Origin of the sequence: Pseudobutyrivibrio sp. 49 (assembly GCF_900100545.1) — a bacterium.
Lineage (GTDB): Bacteria > Bacillota > Clostridia > Lachnospirales > Lachnospiraceae > Pseudobutyrivibrio.
In genome coordinates this window covers 35,406-52,756 of record NZ_FNDP01000013.1, presented here as the reverse complement: position 1 = coordinate 52,756, position 17,351 = coordinate 35,406, and the positions used below count along the sequence as shown (strand labels likewise).

The window sequence follows — 17,351 nt, the reverse complement described above, 5'->3', positions numbered from 1 at the left end:
CATATTAGCGGAGGTAATATGACAAAGAAAAAATTCAATATTGAAGAAGAAACTTGTTTTGTGATACCTGACGGATATCCATCTGGTGACACACCATTGGAGATTCCTATGACAAACGATTATTTATTTAAAGCGCTTTTACAGGAAAATAACAATGTGTTAAAAGGATTAATAGGTGCGTTGTTGCATCTAAAGCCGGATACTATCCAAAGTGCTACAATCGAGAATTCAATAATTCTAGGACAATCAATTAGTGAGAAGCAGTTTGTTTTGGATATTAAGGTGTTATTGAACAATTCCTCTATAATAGAACTTGAAATGCAGGTTGTGAATGAGCATAATTGGCCAGAAAGATCACTTGCATATCTAGGAAGAGAATTTGCAGAGATTGCTAAGGGTGGGAAATATATTAATATTCGCCCTGTACATCAAATAGGAATCCTTGATTTTACACTGTTTGAGGATGCACTAGAGTTTTATTCGACCTATAAGATGAAGAATGTTAAAAATGGAAGAATCTATAGTGACAAATTCACCATATCGGTGTTAGACTTAAAGCAGATAGAACTAGCAACTGATGAGGATAAGGAATATAAAATAGATCACTGGGCGAAGTTGTTCAGTGCGAAGTGTTGGGAGGAGATTTATATGCTAGCTAAAGAAAATCCTATAATAGCTGATGCAACAGAAACTCTCCATTATCTAACAGGGGATGAGCTTATCAGAGAACAATGCTTTTGGAGAGAGGAAGAGCTGATTAGTAGACAAAATCTTACGGAAGCATTGGATGAAGCAAAAGCAGAATTAGAAGAGAAAGATGCTATAATTGCTGAGTTAAAGCGCCAGTTAGCTGAAAAAGAATAAATAGTCACCCTGGGTTTTGAGACCTAGGGTGTTTTTTATTGTTGCGGTAAAAAAGAAAAAAATGTGGATTTTATGCAATTATAGATAAGAACTGCTAAAATAAAGAAAAAGTATATGGGGCGTATTAATGTATGGCGGAAAACAAAAGGTTCATCATAGGTGGCTTCGAGTTTGAGACCTACTATGAGTACAGAGCAGCACAGGAGGATGTAAAGAAAATAGAGTGCATCAATGCGGAGCTTGATATCCAAGATCCTGAGGTTGCTTTGCGCCTTTATAACGACATTCGTGACGGTATTATTACCTTCAATAGCCCTATAGGAAAGCAGTATGTAGACCACGTGGCAGACATCGTAGCCAACAAGTCTGCAGGTATGCTTGATGACAGGGAAATCATAGAAGAAGCAGCAGGAAAGGCTAAGAGTTCTAGGCTCTTTGGCCTTATTTTTGTGGGTATTGCAGCAGTATTGATTGTAGTGTTCGCTGGAATCGAGATTAAGGAGATAGCTGAGACTAGAAAAATCGCTAAGTTACAGGAAAGTGTCCAAAAAGCATCGAACACTAATAATTCACAAAATAACGTTAAAATTGATAATGAAATTGACGATATAGGTACTGTAGAGGATTCAAATGCAGGTCATGGTGAGGAAAATAACACACCTGCCAAAGTCATTGAGGATGATTTAATCAACAGCCCATGGGACACTCATTATGTAGAGGGTGAGCGAGTAATTCTTCCTGAACTTACAGAACTATATTCGGCAAACCACGATTTGGTAGGGGTTTTAGAGATAGTAGATACTGATATCAACTATCCAGTTGTTCAGACTCCAAATGATCCAGAATATTATCTTCGCAGGGATTTTTATGGCAACGATAGCACAGGCGGCACTTTATTTGTGGACTATCGATGCGACATATTAAATCCAACCACCAATACCATTATTTATGGTCACAACATGCGTAAAGGAACCATGTTTGGTGGTTTAAAGCGGTACCTAAATTATGATTATTATCAGGCACACAAAAAGATAATATTTAAAACTCTTTACGAAGAGCAGGAATATGAGGTTGTAGGAGTAGGTTTATCAGAAGTGGGATATGACGATGATGACACCTACAAATACTACGATTTTATCGACGCCATAACTGGTGCTGAGCTTCAGGAGTTTTTAGATAACATCCAGCGTTTATCTGCATTTGATGAGACTATCGATATTTCAAGCACTGATAAAATATTGACTCTCAGCACGTGTAATACTTATAAGGAAGACGGCAGAATGTTCATCGTAGCAAAGAGAGTCAAATGATTGACACTTTAATGTATGCCTTGATATTTGGGGTGGGGATGCTATGGTGAAAAAAGGATTTTTTAAAAAGACAGGATGTATTCTAATTAGCTTATCTATTATTCTCACAGGCTTCACGTTCTTTGGAAGCACTGTTTCTGAGGCTGATGGTAGCTACGAAAATGGGGCATATATTGCTACCGGTGGAGATACGATTAGTTCAACCACATTAAACGCTACTCAAAAAAGTGAGTTATCGAAGGTAACTTCATCTGGAGATCTTGCTATTAATGAGGCTGCCTTACAGAATTGTCCATCATTAAGTCAGGTTTATGTAGATGGTTCGCTGACATTAGATCGTTTTTCGTTAGCAGATAATCAGAGTTTGACTTCTGTATATGTAACTGGAAATATGTATGGTGCTCATGGAAATACCTTTGCAGGAAGTGATTCAGTAAGCATTACTATTGCTGGTCAGAATCCTGGCTCTGGATATTATATGGAAAATGGAGTGCTTTACAATGGTAGCACCCTTGTTTATGTAACCTGGAGTGCAGGATCAAGACTAGTAGTACGTAGTGGTACTACAAAGATAGATGATCATGCATTTGATAATAGTATTGTAACAGAATTAGTATTTAATAACGGTGGAGCAGATTCTATAGTTGCTAATGGATTTGGAGAACAAACAAATTGGCCACGCGATAACACTATCTGCTATGCATATGGTTCTACAGAAACATCTGCTTCGGAAGTAACGGATTATTTTACTCGAAGATGTGCAAATGCAGGAAAAGATAAGATTCAGTACGATTCTGGCTCAAGTGAAGGCGGAGGTGGAAGCTCCGATCCAGAAGAAGAGTTTTCATATACAATAATTAAGAAGTTTATGTCTAAGGATGGAGTTGAGGATTCTACTAAGTATTCTTCTCAGTCATATGGTCCATATACAACAGCACAAACAGTAACAGTACCTACCTACACTGATTACACGGTTGTTGTATATAAGGACAATGTTCAGACAAGCGGAACCTCATTTACAGTATCAACTGACACAACCTTTAGATTTGAATATACAGCCACAGTTGATGACCCATCTGACCCAAGTGATTCCGGTGACCCAACTCCTACAGGTTCACCGACACCTACAGGTTCGCCAACACCTACAGGTACACCTTCAAATGGTAAAATGTACACCGTTACTGTAGTGGACGAGTTCTACAAATCTGATATGTCAACTATGACAAAGACTATTACCCGTTCAACAAACAAGTATGTTGACGGTGCATCATATTCATTTAGCCCTACATCTTATACAGGATACTCTCATTGGGGCGGAAGAAATGAATCAGGTGTTGTACATGGTGATATGAAGGTTTACTTCTTCTATAAGCCTATTGATGGTAAGTCAGCGACTACAGCTGCAGCAACTACAGGCACAAATAATACACCTGGAATTACTGCAAGCGCAGAGGCACAGACCACTAACAAATATGTTGTTACCAAGGGCGGTGGCCAGGTAATAGCTCAGAATAACGGCGATGTCGTAATTGTCTGCAATGGTGAGTTAAGTAAATTGTTATATATCCTGATGGATGGTGCCGTACTTAACAGCGCTAACTACACATTAGCATCAGGTTCAACAATATTAACACTAAAGAAAGATTATGTAGCAACTCTTTCACCTGGAGATCATGTAGTGCAGTTCCAGTATGATGATGGATACGCATTGACAGGACTTAAGGTGGTAGGCTCAAAGGCTACAACAACAGTTTCATATAAGATAAGCTCAGATGGTTCTATTTCATCTGGTCATACTAAGGATACTACCCCTAAGACGGCGGATGGATTCGACGCCAGATATCTGCTATGCATGGCAATATTCCTTCTTGGCGCCGGTTCAATACTTATGGGAAGACAGAGAAAGCTGGAGATGATTTTGGCAGACCAGCGAGAAGACTATTAAGGTGGAGAAAATGATTATCGAGACTATTATTTACGTGGCACTGTTAATTGCATTATTTTCAGTATGTGATAATAGCTTATCAAGGAGGTACTATGTCCCTTTAAAGGTGGTATGTAGTGCCTCCTTTTTAGTGATTCTTTGGATTAATCAGTGCTTTTCACAGAAGCTGTGGTTGCTGTTCTGGGCGCTTCTAGCATGCTTTGTAGGAGACCTGCTGATGGGCCTGTTCAACACATACATGAGAAAACAGTTTATGGCTCTGGGAATCATTGCATTTATGCTTGGCCATGTTGGACTGCTCAATTATATGTGCAGGATAACAGAGGACACCAGCATGTGGGTATTCATTCTGCCAATAGTGGTTTGTCTGCTTTTGGTGTGGATGAAAAAGGCATGGCATCTTCATATGGGACGTTTATTTGTACCATGCCTGATATACTGCTATTTCGTCACTACAATGACTTTTAAAGCTATTGAGTGTGGAATGGCGGGTATGGGAGAAATAGCCTGCGCAGGAGTTTTGTTCCTGCTGAGTGATTTTACCATCTTATTTTTGTACTTCTTCCATTTTCCAGACAAAAAAAATAAGAGACTTGTCCATTTTGTAAATCTAGCGACATACTACATGGCAATTCTCTTATTTATATTCAGCCTTTAGGCTATTTATTGTAAGTAGCTTACAAATACGTTACCAAATGATGCGAAATAGTCCGTGGCCTCGGTCATGGACATTTTTGCGTTTTGTCCCTTGATAGGGTCGAAGTAAATGATGGTTGAGGCATCATAGCCTATTATCAGTACGGCTGTGTCTTCGCCGGTGTAAGCGTAGACTGGAGTGCCGTTGTTTACATAATAGAGAACTTCTGAAAGGCTTGCGCCTGTTAAGTCAAGGATGGTGTAATCCTTGAGTGTCTTTGTAAGTATGGAAATAGGGGTCTCACCATTCTCTAAGAGAGTGTGAACCTGAACATTTTCACCCTCGTGAACAAGCATTGCTGACAGTGCTCTTGCTGAGCCACTTGCCTCGTAATCGCTGGAACCGATTGTGATAGGGCTGATGGAATTCTGATAAGCCTTACGACCTCGCTTCCATATATATTTTGGCTCGTTATCAAGGACGATGCCCATTTCCGTATCTGCCATGGCGATGGCATCGATAAGATTATCGGTAGCAAGCTTTACCTTGTTACCAACATAAACAAAGTACTGTGTAGAGCTTGTAGCCGATGCAACAGAGATACTGTGGTTTTCATCAGCAAGTACTAAATCTGTAACATCATATTTAATCTTACCTAGCTTTTCATCTTCTTCGAGAGGGGTCATATTCAGTACGACTACCTGCTGTTTTACATCGTCTATCTCGGTAGTGATAGGAACAGCCTTGTTTTGCTCGCCGGCACTGTTTTTGATAGTGTCTTCTGGTGCAGCAAGAATGTTGCCGTCTTCGTCTATCTGGATTCTGTCAAGATAGATAGTATAGGACTGAAGGCTAACATCTGAGATGTATAAGCCCGCCTTTTTGTAATTCATCAACTGGCGCTCAGAACCACTGGTGATATCAGCAATGGTGAGAGAATACATAGGGTAAACCTTTGAACCCGCGCCATCAGTGGTGATGTCGTCTTTGTATATACGGCCGTAAATCAGATCCTCATCCATAAAGGCTAGTGGACGAAGGAGCTGGCCGGAATCAGCTGTTATATCGAAGGAGTGTCCAGTCTCCAAATCGATGATGTGGATAGCATCGGAAACGGTGGCATCCTCCATCCAGGCGAGATAACGACGTGAACCTGAGGAAGCGTACTGGCGATCATCAAGACCAGTAAGAAGCTCCTTAGTGGTCAAATCGTTAAGGTTCATATATAGAAGAGTTCCATTTACCATGATGTAGAACTCATTGTCAGCTGTCTCATATAAAAGGTCTGAGAAGTTGGCATTCAATATCTGGAAGGAGCTGGTAGATGGAATGAATACCTGCTCTGTGGAGATATTGGTGATGGCGTCGTAGTGATAAAGGTTGATACCGCACAAGCCCTCGTGTGGGCCTGAATTCATGTAGCCGTAAACTACGTAATCCATGGTACCAGACTCATCGATATTAAGAATGAGTACCTGATGCTGGTCGTAGGTAGAACGACTGTCGGTAGGGTCGTCCACGAAGCTGAAAATCTGCTTTACCTGACGGTCGGTCTGATTGTACTGGTAAAGGCTGCCGTTCTGAACGAAGGATACGATGGTGCCAGTCTCGTTTGAAAGGTACTGAACATCGGTATCAGTTATACCTATATTAACAAGGTTGTTTTCGATGGAGATGGAATTCTTATCCAGAATCTGCTCCATTGTACGGTCGTAAGCAAGGAGATAGAGGCGGTCTGCTGTATAGCGGATACGATAGTCCTCAGTACAGGTGTAATATTCCTGCTTGCCGTTGTTATCAAGATTAAGTGTGTAGCCAAGTGTAAGGCTGATATAGCTGGAACTGATATCAGTGAGGGCTACATTTGTTTCACCCACCTGTTTAGCTTTAAAAGTACCATAGGAAATCTGAGAAAGATTTGAATTGATAGTTACATGACTCAAATCCTGATTTGCCATGGATGGCTTTGGCTCGATATAAGTGGATAAATCAGAGGCATCCTCTGAAAGAGCTGTATGATGGAAGTACTGAGCAAAATCCAGAATCTCTTCCTCGTTACAACCCTGTGGCTGCATGATACGTGTGTAATAGTAAATCTTGTTAGAATTACTGGTGAGGGTGATTACCAAGAGATATTCTTCGTTGGCATCAATAAGGTTCTCAGCCTGAAAGCCTGCGGTGAGTACACCGTTCTTGCTCTTATATTTCAGTGCATTTTTGGAAATGTTACGCTGTGTATCCAGAGAGCGTATCTCATAGGAAAGACCATCGATGTCGTAATCATTGGTGTCTATAGATAAGGAAATGTTACGCTGGTCATCCAAAGGAATGATGGCATCTCTCATGTAGGCTGGATCCATCTCGGACAAATAGCCGTGGAGCTCTGTGGTAGCATCATTGAGATAATTTACCCTGACAACAGGCAGGGTAGGAGATGCTTGCTTAGAGACTTCCATGGTCTCAGATACATTAGTTATGATTTCAAAAAATACAAGGGAAGCTACAAAAACGACGAATAAAATGGCTATTCGCTGGATTATTTTGGTAGGAATCCCCTTTTTATAGAATTGTAATTTCATTAAGGACTCGCTTTCTTGCTTAATAAAAAATAAAGTGATATAATCCGTGAGATTAAAACACATAAGTATAATAGCATTAATTTTTAGTACTGTCTTGCTAAATTAAGATAGATGAGATTTTTTATATCGGAGGATTCATGAAGAAAGTACTTAAGAAAATAAAAGCCGGTTTTAGTTGGCTTGGTAATAATATAAAAAAACCATTCATGAAGCTTGCTAATTCAAAGGCTGTTCAGGGGTATCTTGGCTCTAAGTTCCACAGAACCTGGCTTGCTCTTTGGGATAAATACGCATTCTGGATGCACATACCACTTGCGATGGCCATCATATTCCTTATGGAGTGGATGTCACGCCATTCATTTACAGCGGCATGTACATTTGTATCAGATCACACAGGTCCTTACTTATTTAATTCATATTGCGTATTCGTAGCATTATCAATCGTATTTCTCAGTAAGAGAAGAGGCTGGTGGCGAGTATTCATCAGCATGGTATTTATAATTCTTGGAATTATAAACTGTGTCATTTTGTTGAATCGAGTATCACCTTTTGGTTATACAGATTTATATATGATTAGTGACCTGCTTACAATGCAGGATTCCAACTACTTCTCACCCCAGCAGGCTATGCTGACCATTATCGCATTGATTGTCTACATTATAATAATGAGCATTTATGCAGCCCGTGGTCCTAAGAAGGAAGATGGAAAGCCATTCTGGCAGAGATTGATACTTGTAGTTGCTTTATTCGTATCACTTTATCCATCGACAATTCTTCTTAGAAATGCCGGAATCATGACATCATATTTCGGAAACCTTGCACAGGGATACCTTGATTATGGTTATTTATATGGCTTCTCTACATCCGTTTTAGACAGAGGTATGAACAGACCTTTCGGATATTCAGAGGCTAAAATCGATACAATTTTGGAGAACGACGGAGCATATATCCAGACACTCCAGACAGCAGATGGAACAAGACCTAATATAGTAGTTATCCTTTTAGAGTCTTTCTACGATGTTTCAGAGTGTAAGTTCCTTGAGACTAGCGAGGATCCAATTCCATTCATCCACTCACTGGAGCAGAACTACTCTACAGGACACTGTATCGTGCCTGTAGTTGGTGCCGGTACCTGTAACTCAGAGTTCGAGGTTCTTACAGGTCTCAGTTGTAACTTCTTTGGACCAGGTGAGTACCCACAGAAGACTATCCTTAAGGAAGTAGATGTAGAAAGCTACGCCGATGTACTTAATGAGATTGGTTACACATCTCACGTAGTTCATAACAATGGTGGTAACTTCTATTCAAGAAAGAACGCATTCTCCCAGATGGGATTTGATACCTTCACATCGAAGGAGCTCTTAGATATTACAGAATACACACCACTTGGTAACTGGCCTACAGATGATATTCTTCTTCAGGCTACACTTGATGCCATGGATACTACAGAAGGCAGCGATTTTATCTACACAATCACTGTTGAGGGACACGGCTCTTATCCAGAGTACGAGGTCGAGAAGAATCCTGAAATCAAGGTTAAAGCCAACGGTAAGACTGAAGGACAGAATTACGCTTGGGAATACTATGTAAACCGTATTCACAACGTAGACGATTTTATCAAGCAGTACATTCAGGCCTTTGATGAGCGTGGAGAGGACACTATCGTTATCATGTTTGGTGATCACCTCCCAACAATGGGTCTTACAAACGATGAAGTTGCAACAGGCGATTTATATAAGACAAAGTATTTCACATGGAATAACTTTGGAATGGAAAAGAATGATATGGATCTTACTTCATATCAGCTTGTATCAGAGTATTTAAACAGACTTGGTATCCACAATGGAAACATTAATGGATATCACCAGACAGCAATGGCTGCAGGTAAGAAATACGGTACCAGCGAGTACATGAACGACCTTAGAATGCTTCAGTACGACATTATGTATGGTGACCGCTATACATATAAGGCAGGCAAAGAATACAAGGCTTCTGACATCGTTATGGGTGTTAATGAGGTAAATGTAGACAGCGCATATTTCTTCAATGGAAAGCTTCACATTTACGGCGATGAATTCACCAAATGGTCGAAGGTATTCGTCAACGACGAACAGGTTTCTACAAAGTATGAATCTGGTCAGGTACTTACAATAAATGCTAAAGACGTTAAGAATGGTGACAAGATTAAGGTTTGCCAGGTCGGAAGCTCAAATACAATCTTCCGTGAATCCAACGAGTACGTGGTCTATGATCCACACTATGTTGAGGAAACTGAGGAAGAGTCAATAGAAGATGGCGAGGCTGAAGCTGATTCAGCTGACTAAAGACATTAAAAAAGGCTCCGCACATTATGTGCGGGGCCTTTAGTGTTTTTAGTATTCGCCGTTTTTGTAACGTGTGATGAGCTTTTCGATACGTCCATATGGATTGAGGAGCTCTGAGATTGAGCACTCGTGATTGAGAGTATCGATGATGTATGCGATGTACTTAGACATATCACACTTGATGAAGTAGTCTTTGCTCTGAACTTCTTCTGGAAGGTAAGTAAGGTTTGTTGTAACAACACGGTAGATAATGCCGTCTGCAACAGCTTTATCGAACTTATCCATTCCGTTTGTAAAGAGTCCGAATGTGGCTACTACGAAGATACGCTTTGCGTTGCGCTTCTTAAGCTCTGTAGCTACATCTATCATTGATTCGCCAGAAGAAATCATATCATCTACGATGATAACGTCCTTACCAGCAACGTCATTTCCAAGGAATTCGTGAGCGACGATAGGATTACGTCCATCTACGATGCGGCTGTAATCACGACGCTTGTAGAACATACCAACATTAACACCTAAAACAGATGCCATGTATACGGCACGCTTTGTACCACCCTCATCTGGTGAGATAATCATAAGATTATCGTTATCAAGCTTTAAGTCCTTGCAGTTCTTAAAGATGCCCTTAAGGAACTGGTATGTAGGTGAAACTGTCTCAAAGCTGTGAAGTGGAATCGCATTCTGAACACGTGGGTCGTGAGCATCAAATGTGATGATGTTATCAACACCCATGTTAACGAGCTCCTGAAGTGCCATAGCACAATCAAGGGATTCACGAGCACTTCTACGGTGCTGACGTCCTTCGTAAAGGAATGGGATAATAACAGTAATGCGCTTTGCTTTTCCCATAGCTGCTGCGATGATACGCTTTAAATCGCAGAAGATATCATCTGGACTCATGTGGTTCTCATGACCACAAACAGTGTAAGTAAGGCTGTAATTTGTAACATCAACAAGGATGTATAAATCAAGTCCACGTACAGACTGCTTAATAATACCCTTTGCTTCGCCTGAACCGAAACGTGGGCAATCGGCATCAACAATGTAGGAATCACTACGGTAACCTGCTAGAGTGATAATAGACTGGTCGCTTTTACGCTCCTGTCTCCACTTAAGAAGGTAGTCATTAACTCGCTCCGAGATGGCTGTACAGCTCTTGTGTGGAATTAATCCAAGCTCAGCCATAGGTGGTGTGTTTTCCAACACGATTTCATTATTTGGCATTGTTTGCTCCTTGAAAGATATTTTATTTATTTATTCATCATTACTTTCTTAATACGAATATCATCTCCAATGAGCCTGATGGCATCATAATATGAAAATACTCGCGAAGTAATTCTTTCACTGTAAGTATCTCTCATTTCTTCGAGAGAAAGGTTTGTGGAAATCACTGTGGATTTGTTTCTGAGCAATCTTTCATTTAAGCACTGGAATAGCTTTGTAATAGTGAAATTATTAGGAAATTCAGTGCCGAGGTCGTCGATGATGAGCAGGTCACAATCAAAAATCTGATCGTGTAAATCCTCAACATTAACGTGTTTTTTGAAAGTCTGATCCTCAAATACTTTGAATAGCTCAGAGGCTGTAAAGTAAATAACAGATATGCCTTCGTCTAATAGCGCCTTAGCTATGCAGTTGGAAAGAAAGGTTTTACCGCAACCAGTCTGTCCAAGCAACATTAAATTACCACCTTTTGTCTTGAAATTTTGCACAAAGTTTTGCGCTCTTTCTAGGGCTATTTGTGCAGTAGCCCTTGCGCTGACGTCAGAATTACCCTCATAGTAATTTTCGTCGTATACATTTAAGTCAAAATAGTCGAAATTTTCCTTTGAAAGGATGTTGCTGATGTTAGACTGCTTGTAAACTAGATTGATAGCAGCCTGCTTGAAGCAGTGGCAACGTTTTCCATCTACATAACCTGTGTCCTTGCAATCAGGACAGTCGTATGGTGGCTCAAGATAATCAGCAGGAAAACCTGCCGATTCCATAAGATTAACGCGGCGCTTTTTTAATTCTGAGAGCCTTTTTCTTGACTCTGCAGCCGCTGTTTGTATATCGCTGCCGCTGAAGATGGCAGTGATAGAAGATACTGAAACCTTTGAAACTTCTTCATCTAACTGTGAAAGAGCAGGAATAGCTGAGTAAACCTCATCAGTACGGTAAGCAACGATTTGATTATTACGAGCCTGCTTGTGGTTGTACTGACGCATAAGAGCATCATACTGTTCATTAGTTAATGCCATATGTATTCCCCCCTAGTTTCCTAATAATTTTTTCTCTAATTCAACGTAATTATAATCTCTCTGTGAGAAATTCTGGAACTTTGTTGTGTTCTTTTGCTTTGCAGCTGCGCTACCATTAGTTCCATTATTTCTTGCACGTGCAGCTGAAGAAATGTTAGCTACATTTGCCATGCTGTGCTCATAATCAAGTCTTTCAACGTCTGCCATTGTCCTGACGCCTGACTTGTGCCAGCTTGTGATGATGGAATCGGCATACTGGAAGGATGCTTTGTTAGTCTGCAGAATAGTGCGCTTGCAGGCTTCGCTAATTAAATCAAGATCCATTCCGTATAAACCTGACCATTTATTAACGAAGTTGAGCTCTGACTCAACTAATACTCTTCCTGAAATACCGAAAGACTTCATTACAGAGTACACAAGGTTGTTACGTGCGCTTGATGTGCTGATAGCCTCGTCTACTGTAGTGATACCGTCCTCAGCCCAGTTGCGAGCAACGGTGTCCATGTAATGGAAGCTGCTGTGTCCACCGCCGATGCAGGTCTCTACAAGGTATTGGATAAGATCCACTGAGAAGTGGAGGCTGTCATACCAGAATAGAAGGGTGGTTGTGTCGCTGATAGACAGTGGTCGCTTCAGATAAGTCTGAATAGCGAAAATCATATCCTCCACCTGTGAGTCTTCACTGAATGCTCTGAGCTGGTCAGGGCTGTAGCTTGGTTTCGTCTCAGCGGTGTATACAGAAGCAATATTGTTGGTCGCTGTAGTAGTGACGCGAGCAGCCTTGTTCATGGATGTAATGTTGGATATGACAGGACTCTCTGTTCTGCCATATCCATTTCCATTCACATCGACTAAGTAGATTCCAGAAAGCTCATTATCTGAAGAATACTCAAGGCGAAGCAGGCCTACTTTCTCCCAATAAGTAAAGGCACGCATTACGTCTTTCTCTGTGTGGTCTAAACAGTCCGCCAACTGCGAGATGGAAAATTCGAACCCATCTCTAGTAAGACAACGAAGCAGATAAAGGTAAACCTTAACATATTCTCCATTGGCGTCTTTCATGAAATCGTCTATGAAAGTATTTGAAACACAGGTGAAGCCTGTGCTTCCAGTTGTGTGCAACATGATGTCAGCCATAAATTATTCATCTCCCTCTTTACTATGTGGCAAATTATAGCAAAGTCACATTGAAAAGAAAAGGCTCTGAAGTCCTGAAACCCTTGTAAATAAAGGGTTTGCGAGGATTGTGGATAATGTGGAAAAGTGTCCCCAAGGTAGCAAAAAAGGGATAAAAAAATCCACATTTCTTTGTGGGGAAAATACCTCAAAAAAATGTGGATAATGTGGATAACTAATTCTTAAGTAGATTTTCGCCTACTAAATACACGTCTCCGGCTCCCATAGTTATCAACAAGTCATTGTTTAAAAGATTTTTTTTCAAAAATTTTTCACAGGCGTCAAATGTGCCTAAATAATGGGCTTCTGTTCCAAGCTTTTCAAGACGGTCTGCAATGTCCTTTGAGCTGACTCCGTAAATGTCTGGCTCGCGGGCTGCGTAAATGTCTGGAAGGATAACTAAATCAGCGGCGCTTAAAGCCTCTGCGAAATCATCTAATAAACTAAGTGTACGTGTGTAAGTATGTGACTGGAAGCAAACCACTACACGGTTGTGTGGGTAGTTTGCTGCAGCTGCAAGGCTGGCACGAATCTCTGTTGGGTGATGTGCATAGTCATCAATAACAGTAGCTCCGTTGTAAGTGCCCTTAAGCTCAAAACGACGATGTGCACCGCCAAACTTTGAAAGACCAGTTTTGATACATTCATAATCAACACCCATCTCAATGCAAAGTACAATAGCTGAAAGTGCATTGCTGATGTTGTGGTCTCCAGGTACGTGAAGAGTGATTCTTTCAAGGGCCTGTCCCTTGTAAACAGGTACGAAGCTTGCAAAGCCCTTCTCGTCGTAACTTATATCAGTAGGAACAATATCTGCTTCACCGTGAAGAGCGTAGGTGATTACCTTACATTTAAGGCCTTCTGTGAAGTAGGAAGTATTTTCAATCTCATTATTGATAATAAGGATTCCGTTTTCAGAAGTGTTCTCAGCGAACTGTCTGAAGGATGCACGAACATTATCAAGGTTCTTGAAGAAATCAAGATGGTCTGCTTCTACATTAAGAATGATGTTGTACTTAGGGAAGAAGCTGTGGAAGCTGTTTGTGTATTCACAAGCCTCTGCTACGAAGACATCACTGTTACCAACATGAACATTGCTGTGGATAGCGTCAAGAATAGCACCAACTGTAATAGTAGGTTCTGTTGATGTCTCAAGGAGAATCTGACTAACCATTGAAGTGGTAGTAGTCTTTCCGTGAGTACCAGCAACTGTGATGGACTCGCTGTAGTTTGCCATGATTTCACCAAGAAGCTCTGCACGTGTAAGCATTGGCTTTCCTGAAGCCTTTGCTGCCATAAGCTCTGGATTATCTTCTGAAATAGCTGCTGTGTAAACAATTAAATCAATATCCTCTGTGATATTAGAAGCAGCCTGTGGGTAATTAACCTTTGCTCCGAGAGCCTCAAGGTGCTTAGTTAAATCAGAGGAATCTCTGTCTGAACCAGAAATAGTAAATCCTGCTCCAAGAAGAATCTCAGCAAGACCGCTCATGCTGATACCACCGATTCCGATAAAGTGGACGTGGATTTTGTTATTAAAATCAATTTTATACATTGTTTTTTCTTCCTTCTTTTCTTATTAAAGAATACCTTCCCTACAATACCCCCAATTGCGTCTACATTCAAGGGTCAAGTTGGTAAAAAATATGGATTATTTTAGTGAATATGACGGTGAATTGTCAAATAATTAACGAGTATATCGTAAAAAATTAGAATAATATTGCGTGTAAATTATCACTTTGTTATACTAAATGCATAAGAGTGTAGAATTCGTTAAATTTTACAACTTTTAATGGGGAGTGCTAGAGTTCTTTTTAATTGGCACATCCTTGACGGACACCATGAGAAAGGCAGATGAAAAAAGGATGATTAGAAAAGAAATGATCGCAATGCTTTTGGCTGGTGGGCAAGGAAGCCGCTTGGGCGTACTAACGTCAGACGTGGCAAAGCCAGCTGTCTCTTTCGGAGGTAAGTATCGTATTATCGACTTTCCTCTATCAAATTGTATCAATTCAGGGATTGATACCGTTGGCGTACTAACGCAGTATCAGCCACTTGTTTTGAACTCTCATATTGGAATTGGTATTCCATGGGATTTGGATCGAAACAATGGTGGTGTTACTGTTCTCCCTCCTTACGAGAAGAGTGATACATCTGAGTGGTATTCTGGTACAGCTAACGCAATTTTCCAAAACATTAAGTACATGGAAAACTATAATCCTGAGTATGTGCTTATCCTTTCGGGAGATCACATTTACAAGATGGATTACGAAGCTATGTTAGATTTTCATAAGGCTAAGGGTGCTGATGTTACTATTGCTGTAATACCAGTTCCTATTGAGGAAGCATCGCGATTTGGAGTTGTTATTGCTGATGATGATAAGCGAATCAGCGAGTTTGAGGAGAAGCCACCTCAGCCACGTAGTAATTTGGCTTCAATGGGTATTTATATCTTTAGTTGGAAGGCTCTTAAGGAATCTCTTTTGGCCCTTAAGGATCAAAGCAATTGCGATTTTGGTAAGCACGTGCTCCCATATCTTCATGAGAAGGGTTCGCCAATGTATGCTTATGAGTTTAACAGCTATTGGAAGGACGTAGGAACACTTGGTTCATATTGGGAAGCCAATATGGAGCTTATAGATTTAATTCCAGAGTTCAACCTCTACGAGGAATTCTGGAAGATATATACTAATCAGAACATCATTGAACCACAGTTCGTAGCCAGCTCTGCAGTAGTAGAAAAGGCGATTGTGGGCGCGGGTGCTCAGATTTATGGAGAGGTATACAACTCAGTACTAGGCGCAGGCGTAGTTATTGAGGAAGGCACAGTTATCCGCGATTCCATCATTATGGAAGGCGTTAAAATTGGAAAGAACTGTGTAATAGATAAATCGATTGTTGCCGAGAACACAGTCATTGGCGATAACGCTAAGATTGGTCAGGGCGAGGAAGTAGAAAGCAGACTGAATGCCAGCGTATATTCCTTTGGATTAGCGGTAATCGGAGAAAATTCTATTATCCCAGCAAATGTAACTATTGGAAAGAACACAGCTATCAAGGGCGAGACCAGCGAGGGAGATTATCCTGACGGACAATTAGCTAGTGGTGGCTACATTATCAAGGCAGGTGATCGATTATGAAAGCATTAGGAATTATACTAGCAGGTGGAAATAGCAGCAGAATGCAGCAGTTGACGGACAAGCGTGCCATCGCTGCAATGCCAATAGGCGGAAGCTACAGATGTATTGATTTTGTTCTTTCAAACATGACAAATTCACACATCCAGACAGTAGCAGTACTTTCACAGTACAACGCTCGTTCTCTAAACGAGCATCTTAATTCATCAAAGTGGTGGAACTTTGGTAGAAAGCAGGGAGGTCTTTTCCTGTTCACACCAACAGTTACTACAAACAATAGCTGGTGGTACAGAGGTACTGCAGATGCTATTTGGCAGAACATTGATTTCTTAAAGAAGAGACATGAGCCATACGTAATCATTGCAAGTGGAGATGGCGTTTATAAACTGGACTTCAATAAGGTTCTCGATTATCATATTGAGAAGCAGGCTGATATCACAGTGGTTTGCGCTAAGCTTCCAGAGGGCGATGACATCAACAGATACGGTGTGGTTACAATGGATAGAGATGGCAGAATCACTGAGTTCGAAGAAAAGCCTATGGTGGCAAACTCTGATATGGTTTCTGCTGGTGTCTATATCATTAGAAGAAGAGCTCTTATCGATTTATTGGAGGAGTGCAATCGAGAGGGCAGGTACAATTTTGTTACAGACATTCTCATAAGATACAAGAGCATGAAGAAAATTTACGGCTACAAAATGGAAGGCTACTGGTCAAACATTGCAGACGTAGACAGCTACTTCAAAGCAAACATGGATTTCTTACGCAAGGATGTTAGAGATAATTTCTTCCACTCTGAGCCAGGAGTCTTCTCTAAGACTCATGACCTTCCACCTGCAAAATATAACGCAGGATCAAGGGTTAAGAACTCGCTTATTGCTGGAGGATGTATCATTAACAGCACTGTAGAGAATTCTGTACTGTTCAAGAAGGCGTTTGTTGGAAACAATTCGGTGGTTAAAAACTGCGTCATTTTGAACGGAGCATATATAGGAGACAACGTGCACGTGGAGAACTGCATTGTAGAAAGCCATGAGACGTTGCTCAGCGGATCCACATATATTGGGGAAAATGGAATCCGCATCGTTACCGGTAACAAGAACAGATATGATATGCCAGTTGGGGAGGTATAA

At 40.8% G+C, this 17,351-nt stretch carries 12 protein-coding genes; 7 read left to right on the top strand and 5 right to left on the bottom strand.

What is annotated here, in order from left to right; all coding sequences use genetic code 11:
* Positions 1-18: 18 nt before the first annotated feature.
* From BLP54_RS11185 to BLP54_RS11170, 4 genes are all read left to right on the top strand, one after another.
* On the top strand, positions 19-864 hold the full coding sequence (locus BLP54_RS11185) for an Rpn family recombination-promoting nuclease/putative transposase (protein WP_090169686.1): 846 nt from the start codon (positions 19-21) through the stop codon (positions 862-864).
* A gap of 131 nt (positions 865-995) precedes the next feature.
* Complete coding sequence (locus BLP54_RS11180) at positions 996-2,174, top strand: class B sortase (RefSeq protein WP_090169684.1); 1,179 nt, start codon at positions 996-998, stop codon at positions 2,172-2,174.
* Between the two features lie 43 nt (positions 2,175-2,217).
* Positions 2,218-4,119: a hypothetical protein gene (locus tag BLP54_RS11175; protein ID WP_090169682.1), complete on the top strand. Its 1,902-nt coding sequence runs from the start codon at positions 2,218-2,220 to the stop codon at positions 4,117-4,119.
* A 10-nt stretch (positions 4,120-4,129) separates the two neighbouring features.
* Positions 4,130-4,777, top strand: a complete 648-nt coding sequence (locus tag BLP54_RS11170; protein WP_090169681.1) for a lysoplasmalogenase family protein — start codon at positions 4,130-4,132, stop codon at positions 4,775-4,777.
* A gap of 5 nt (positions 4,778-4,782) precedes the next feature.
* On the opposite strand, the gene BLP54_RS11165 is transcribed toward BLP54_RS11170, so the two are convergent.
* Complete coding sequence (locus BLP54_RS11165) at positions 4,783-7,335, bottom strand: hypothetical protein (protein ID WP_090169679.1); 2,553 nt, start codon at positions 7,333-7,335, stop codon at positions 4,783-4,785.
* Between the two features lie 137 nt (positions 7,336-7,472).
* On the opposite strand from BLP54_RS11165, the gene BLP54_RS11160 reads away from it, so the two are divergent.
* Positions 7,473-9,659: an LTA synthase family protein gene (locus BLP54_RS11160; RefSeq protein WP_090169676.1), complete on the top strand. Its 2,187-nt coding sequence runs from the start codon at positions 7,473-7,475 to the stop codon at positions 9,657-9,659.
* Positions 9,660-9,707: 48 nt separating this feature from the next.
* Here the strand turns inward: BLP54_RS11160 and BLP54_RS11155 are convergent, their stop codons facing one another.
* The 4 genes from BLP54_RS11155 to murC all read right to left on the bottom strand — a co-directional run bounded on the left by BLP54_RS11155 (position 9,708) and on the right by murC (position 14,636).
* A complete protein-coding gene (locus tag BLP54_RS11155; RefSeq protein ID WP_090169674.1) occupies positions 9,708-10,886 on the bottom strand; it encodes a ribose-phosphate pyrophosphokinase in 1,179 nt (392 codons plus the stop codon).
* A 26-nt stretch (positions 10,887-10,912) separates the two neighbouring features.
* Positions 10,913-11,905 (bottom strand): ATP-binding protein, encoded by a 993-nt coding sequence (locus tag BLP54_RS11150; protein ID WP_090169672.1) that lies wholly within the window; start codon positions 11,903-11,905, stop codon positions 10,913-10,915.
* Positions 11,906-11,917: 12 nt separating this feature from the next.
* Complete coding sequence (locus BLP54_RS11145) at positions 11,918-13,042, bottom strand: DnaD domain protein (RefSeq protein ID WP_090169670.1); 1,125 nt, start codon at positions 13,040-13,042, stop codon at positions 11,918-11,920.
* Positions 13,043-13,256: 214 nt separating this feature from the next.
* Positions 13,257-14,636, bottom strand: a complete 1,380-nt coding sequence (murC, locus tag BLP54_RS11140) for a UDP-N-acetylmuramate--L-alanine ligase (RefSeq protein WP_090169668.1) — start codon at positions 14,634-14,636, stop codon at positions 13,257-13,259.
* A 310-nt stretch (positions 14,637-14,946) separates the two neighbouring features.
* Here murC and BLP54_RS11135 point away from each other — a divergent pair, with 310 nt between their 5' ends.
* Entirely contained in the window at positions 14,947-16,221 is a 1,275-nt protein-coding gene (locus BLP54_RS11135) for a glucose-1-phosphate adenylyltransferase (protein WP_090169730.1), read from the top strand.
* Entirely contained in the window at positions 16,218-17,351 is a 1,134-nt protein-coding gene (gene glgD, locus BLP54_RS11130; protein WP_090169665.1) for a glucose-1-phosphate adenylyltransferase subunit GlgD, read from the top strand. Before BLP54_RS11135 ends, glgD begins: the two co-directional genes overlap by 4 nt.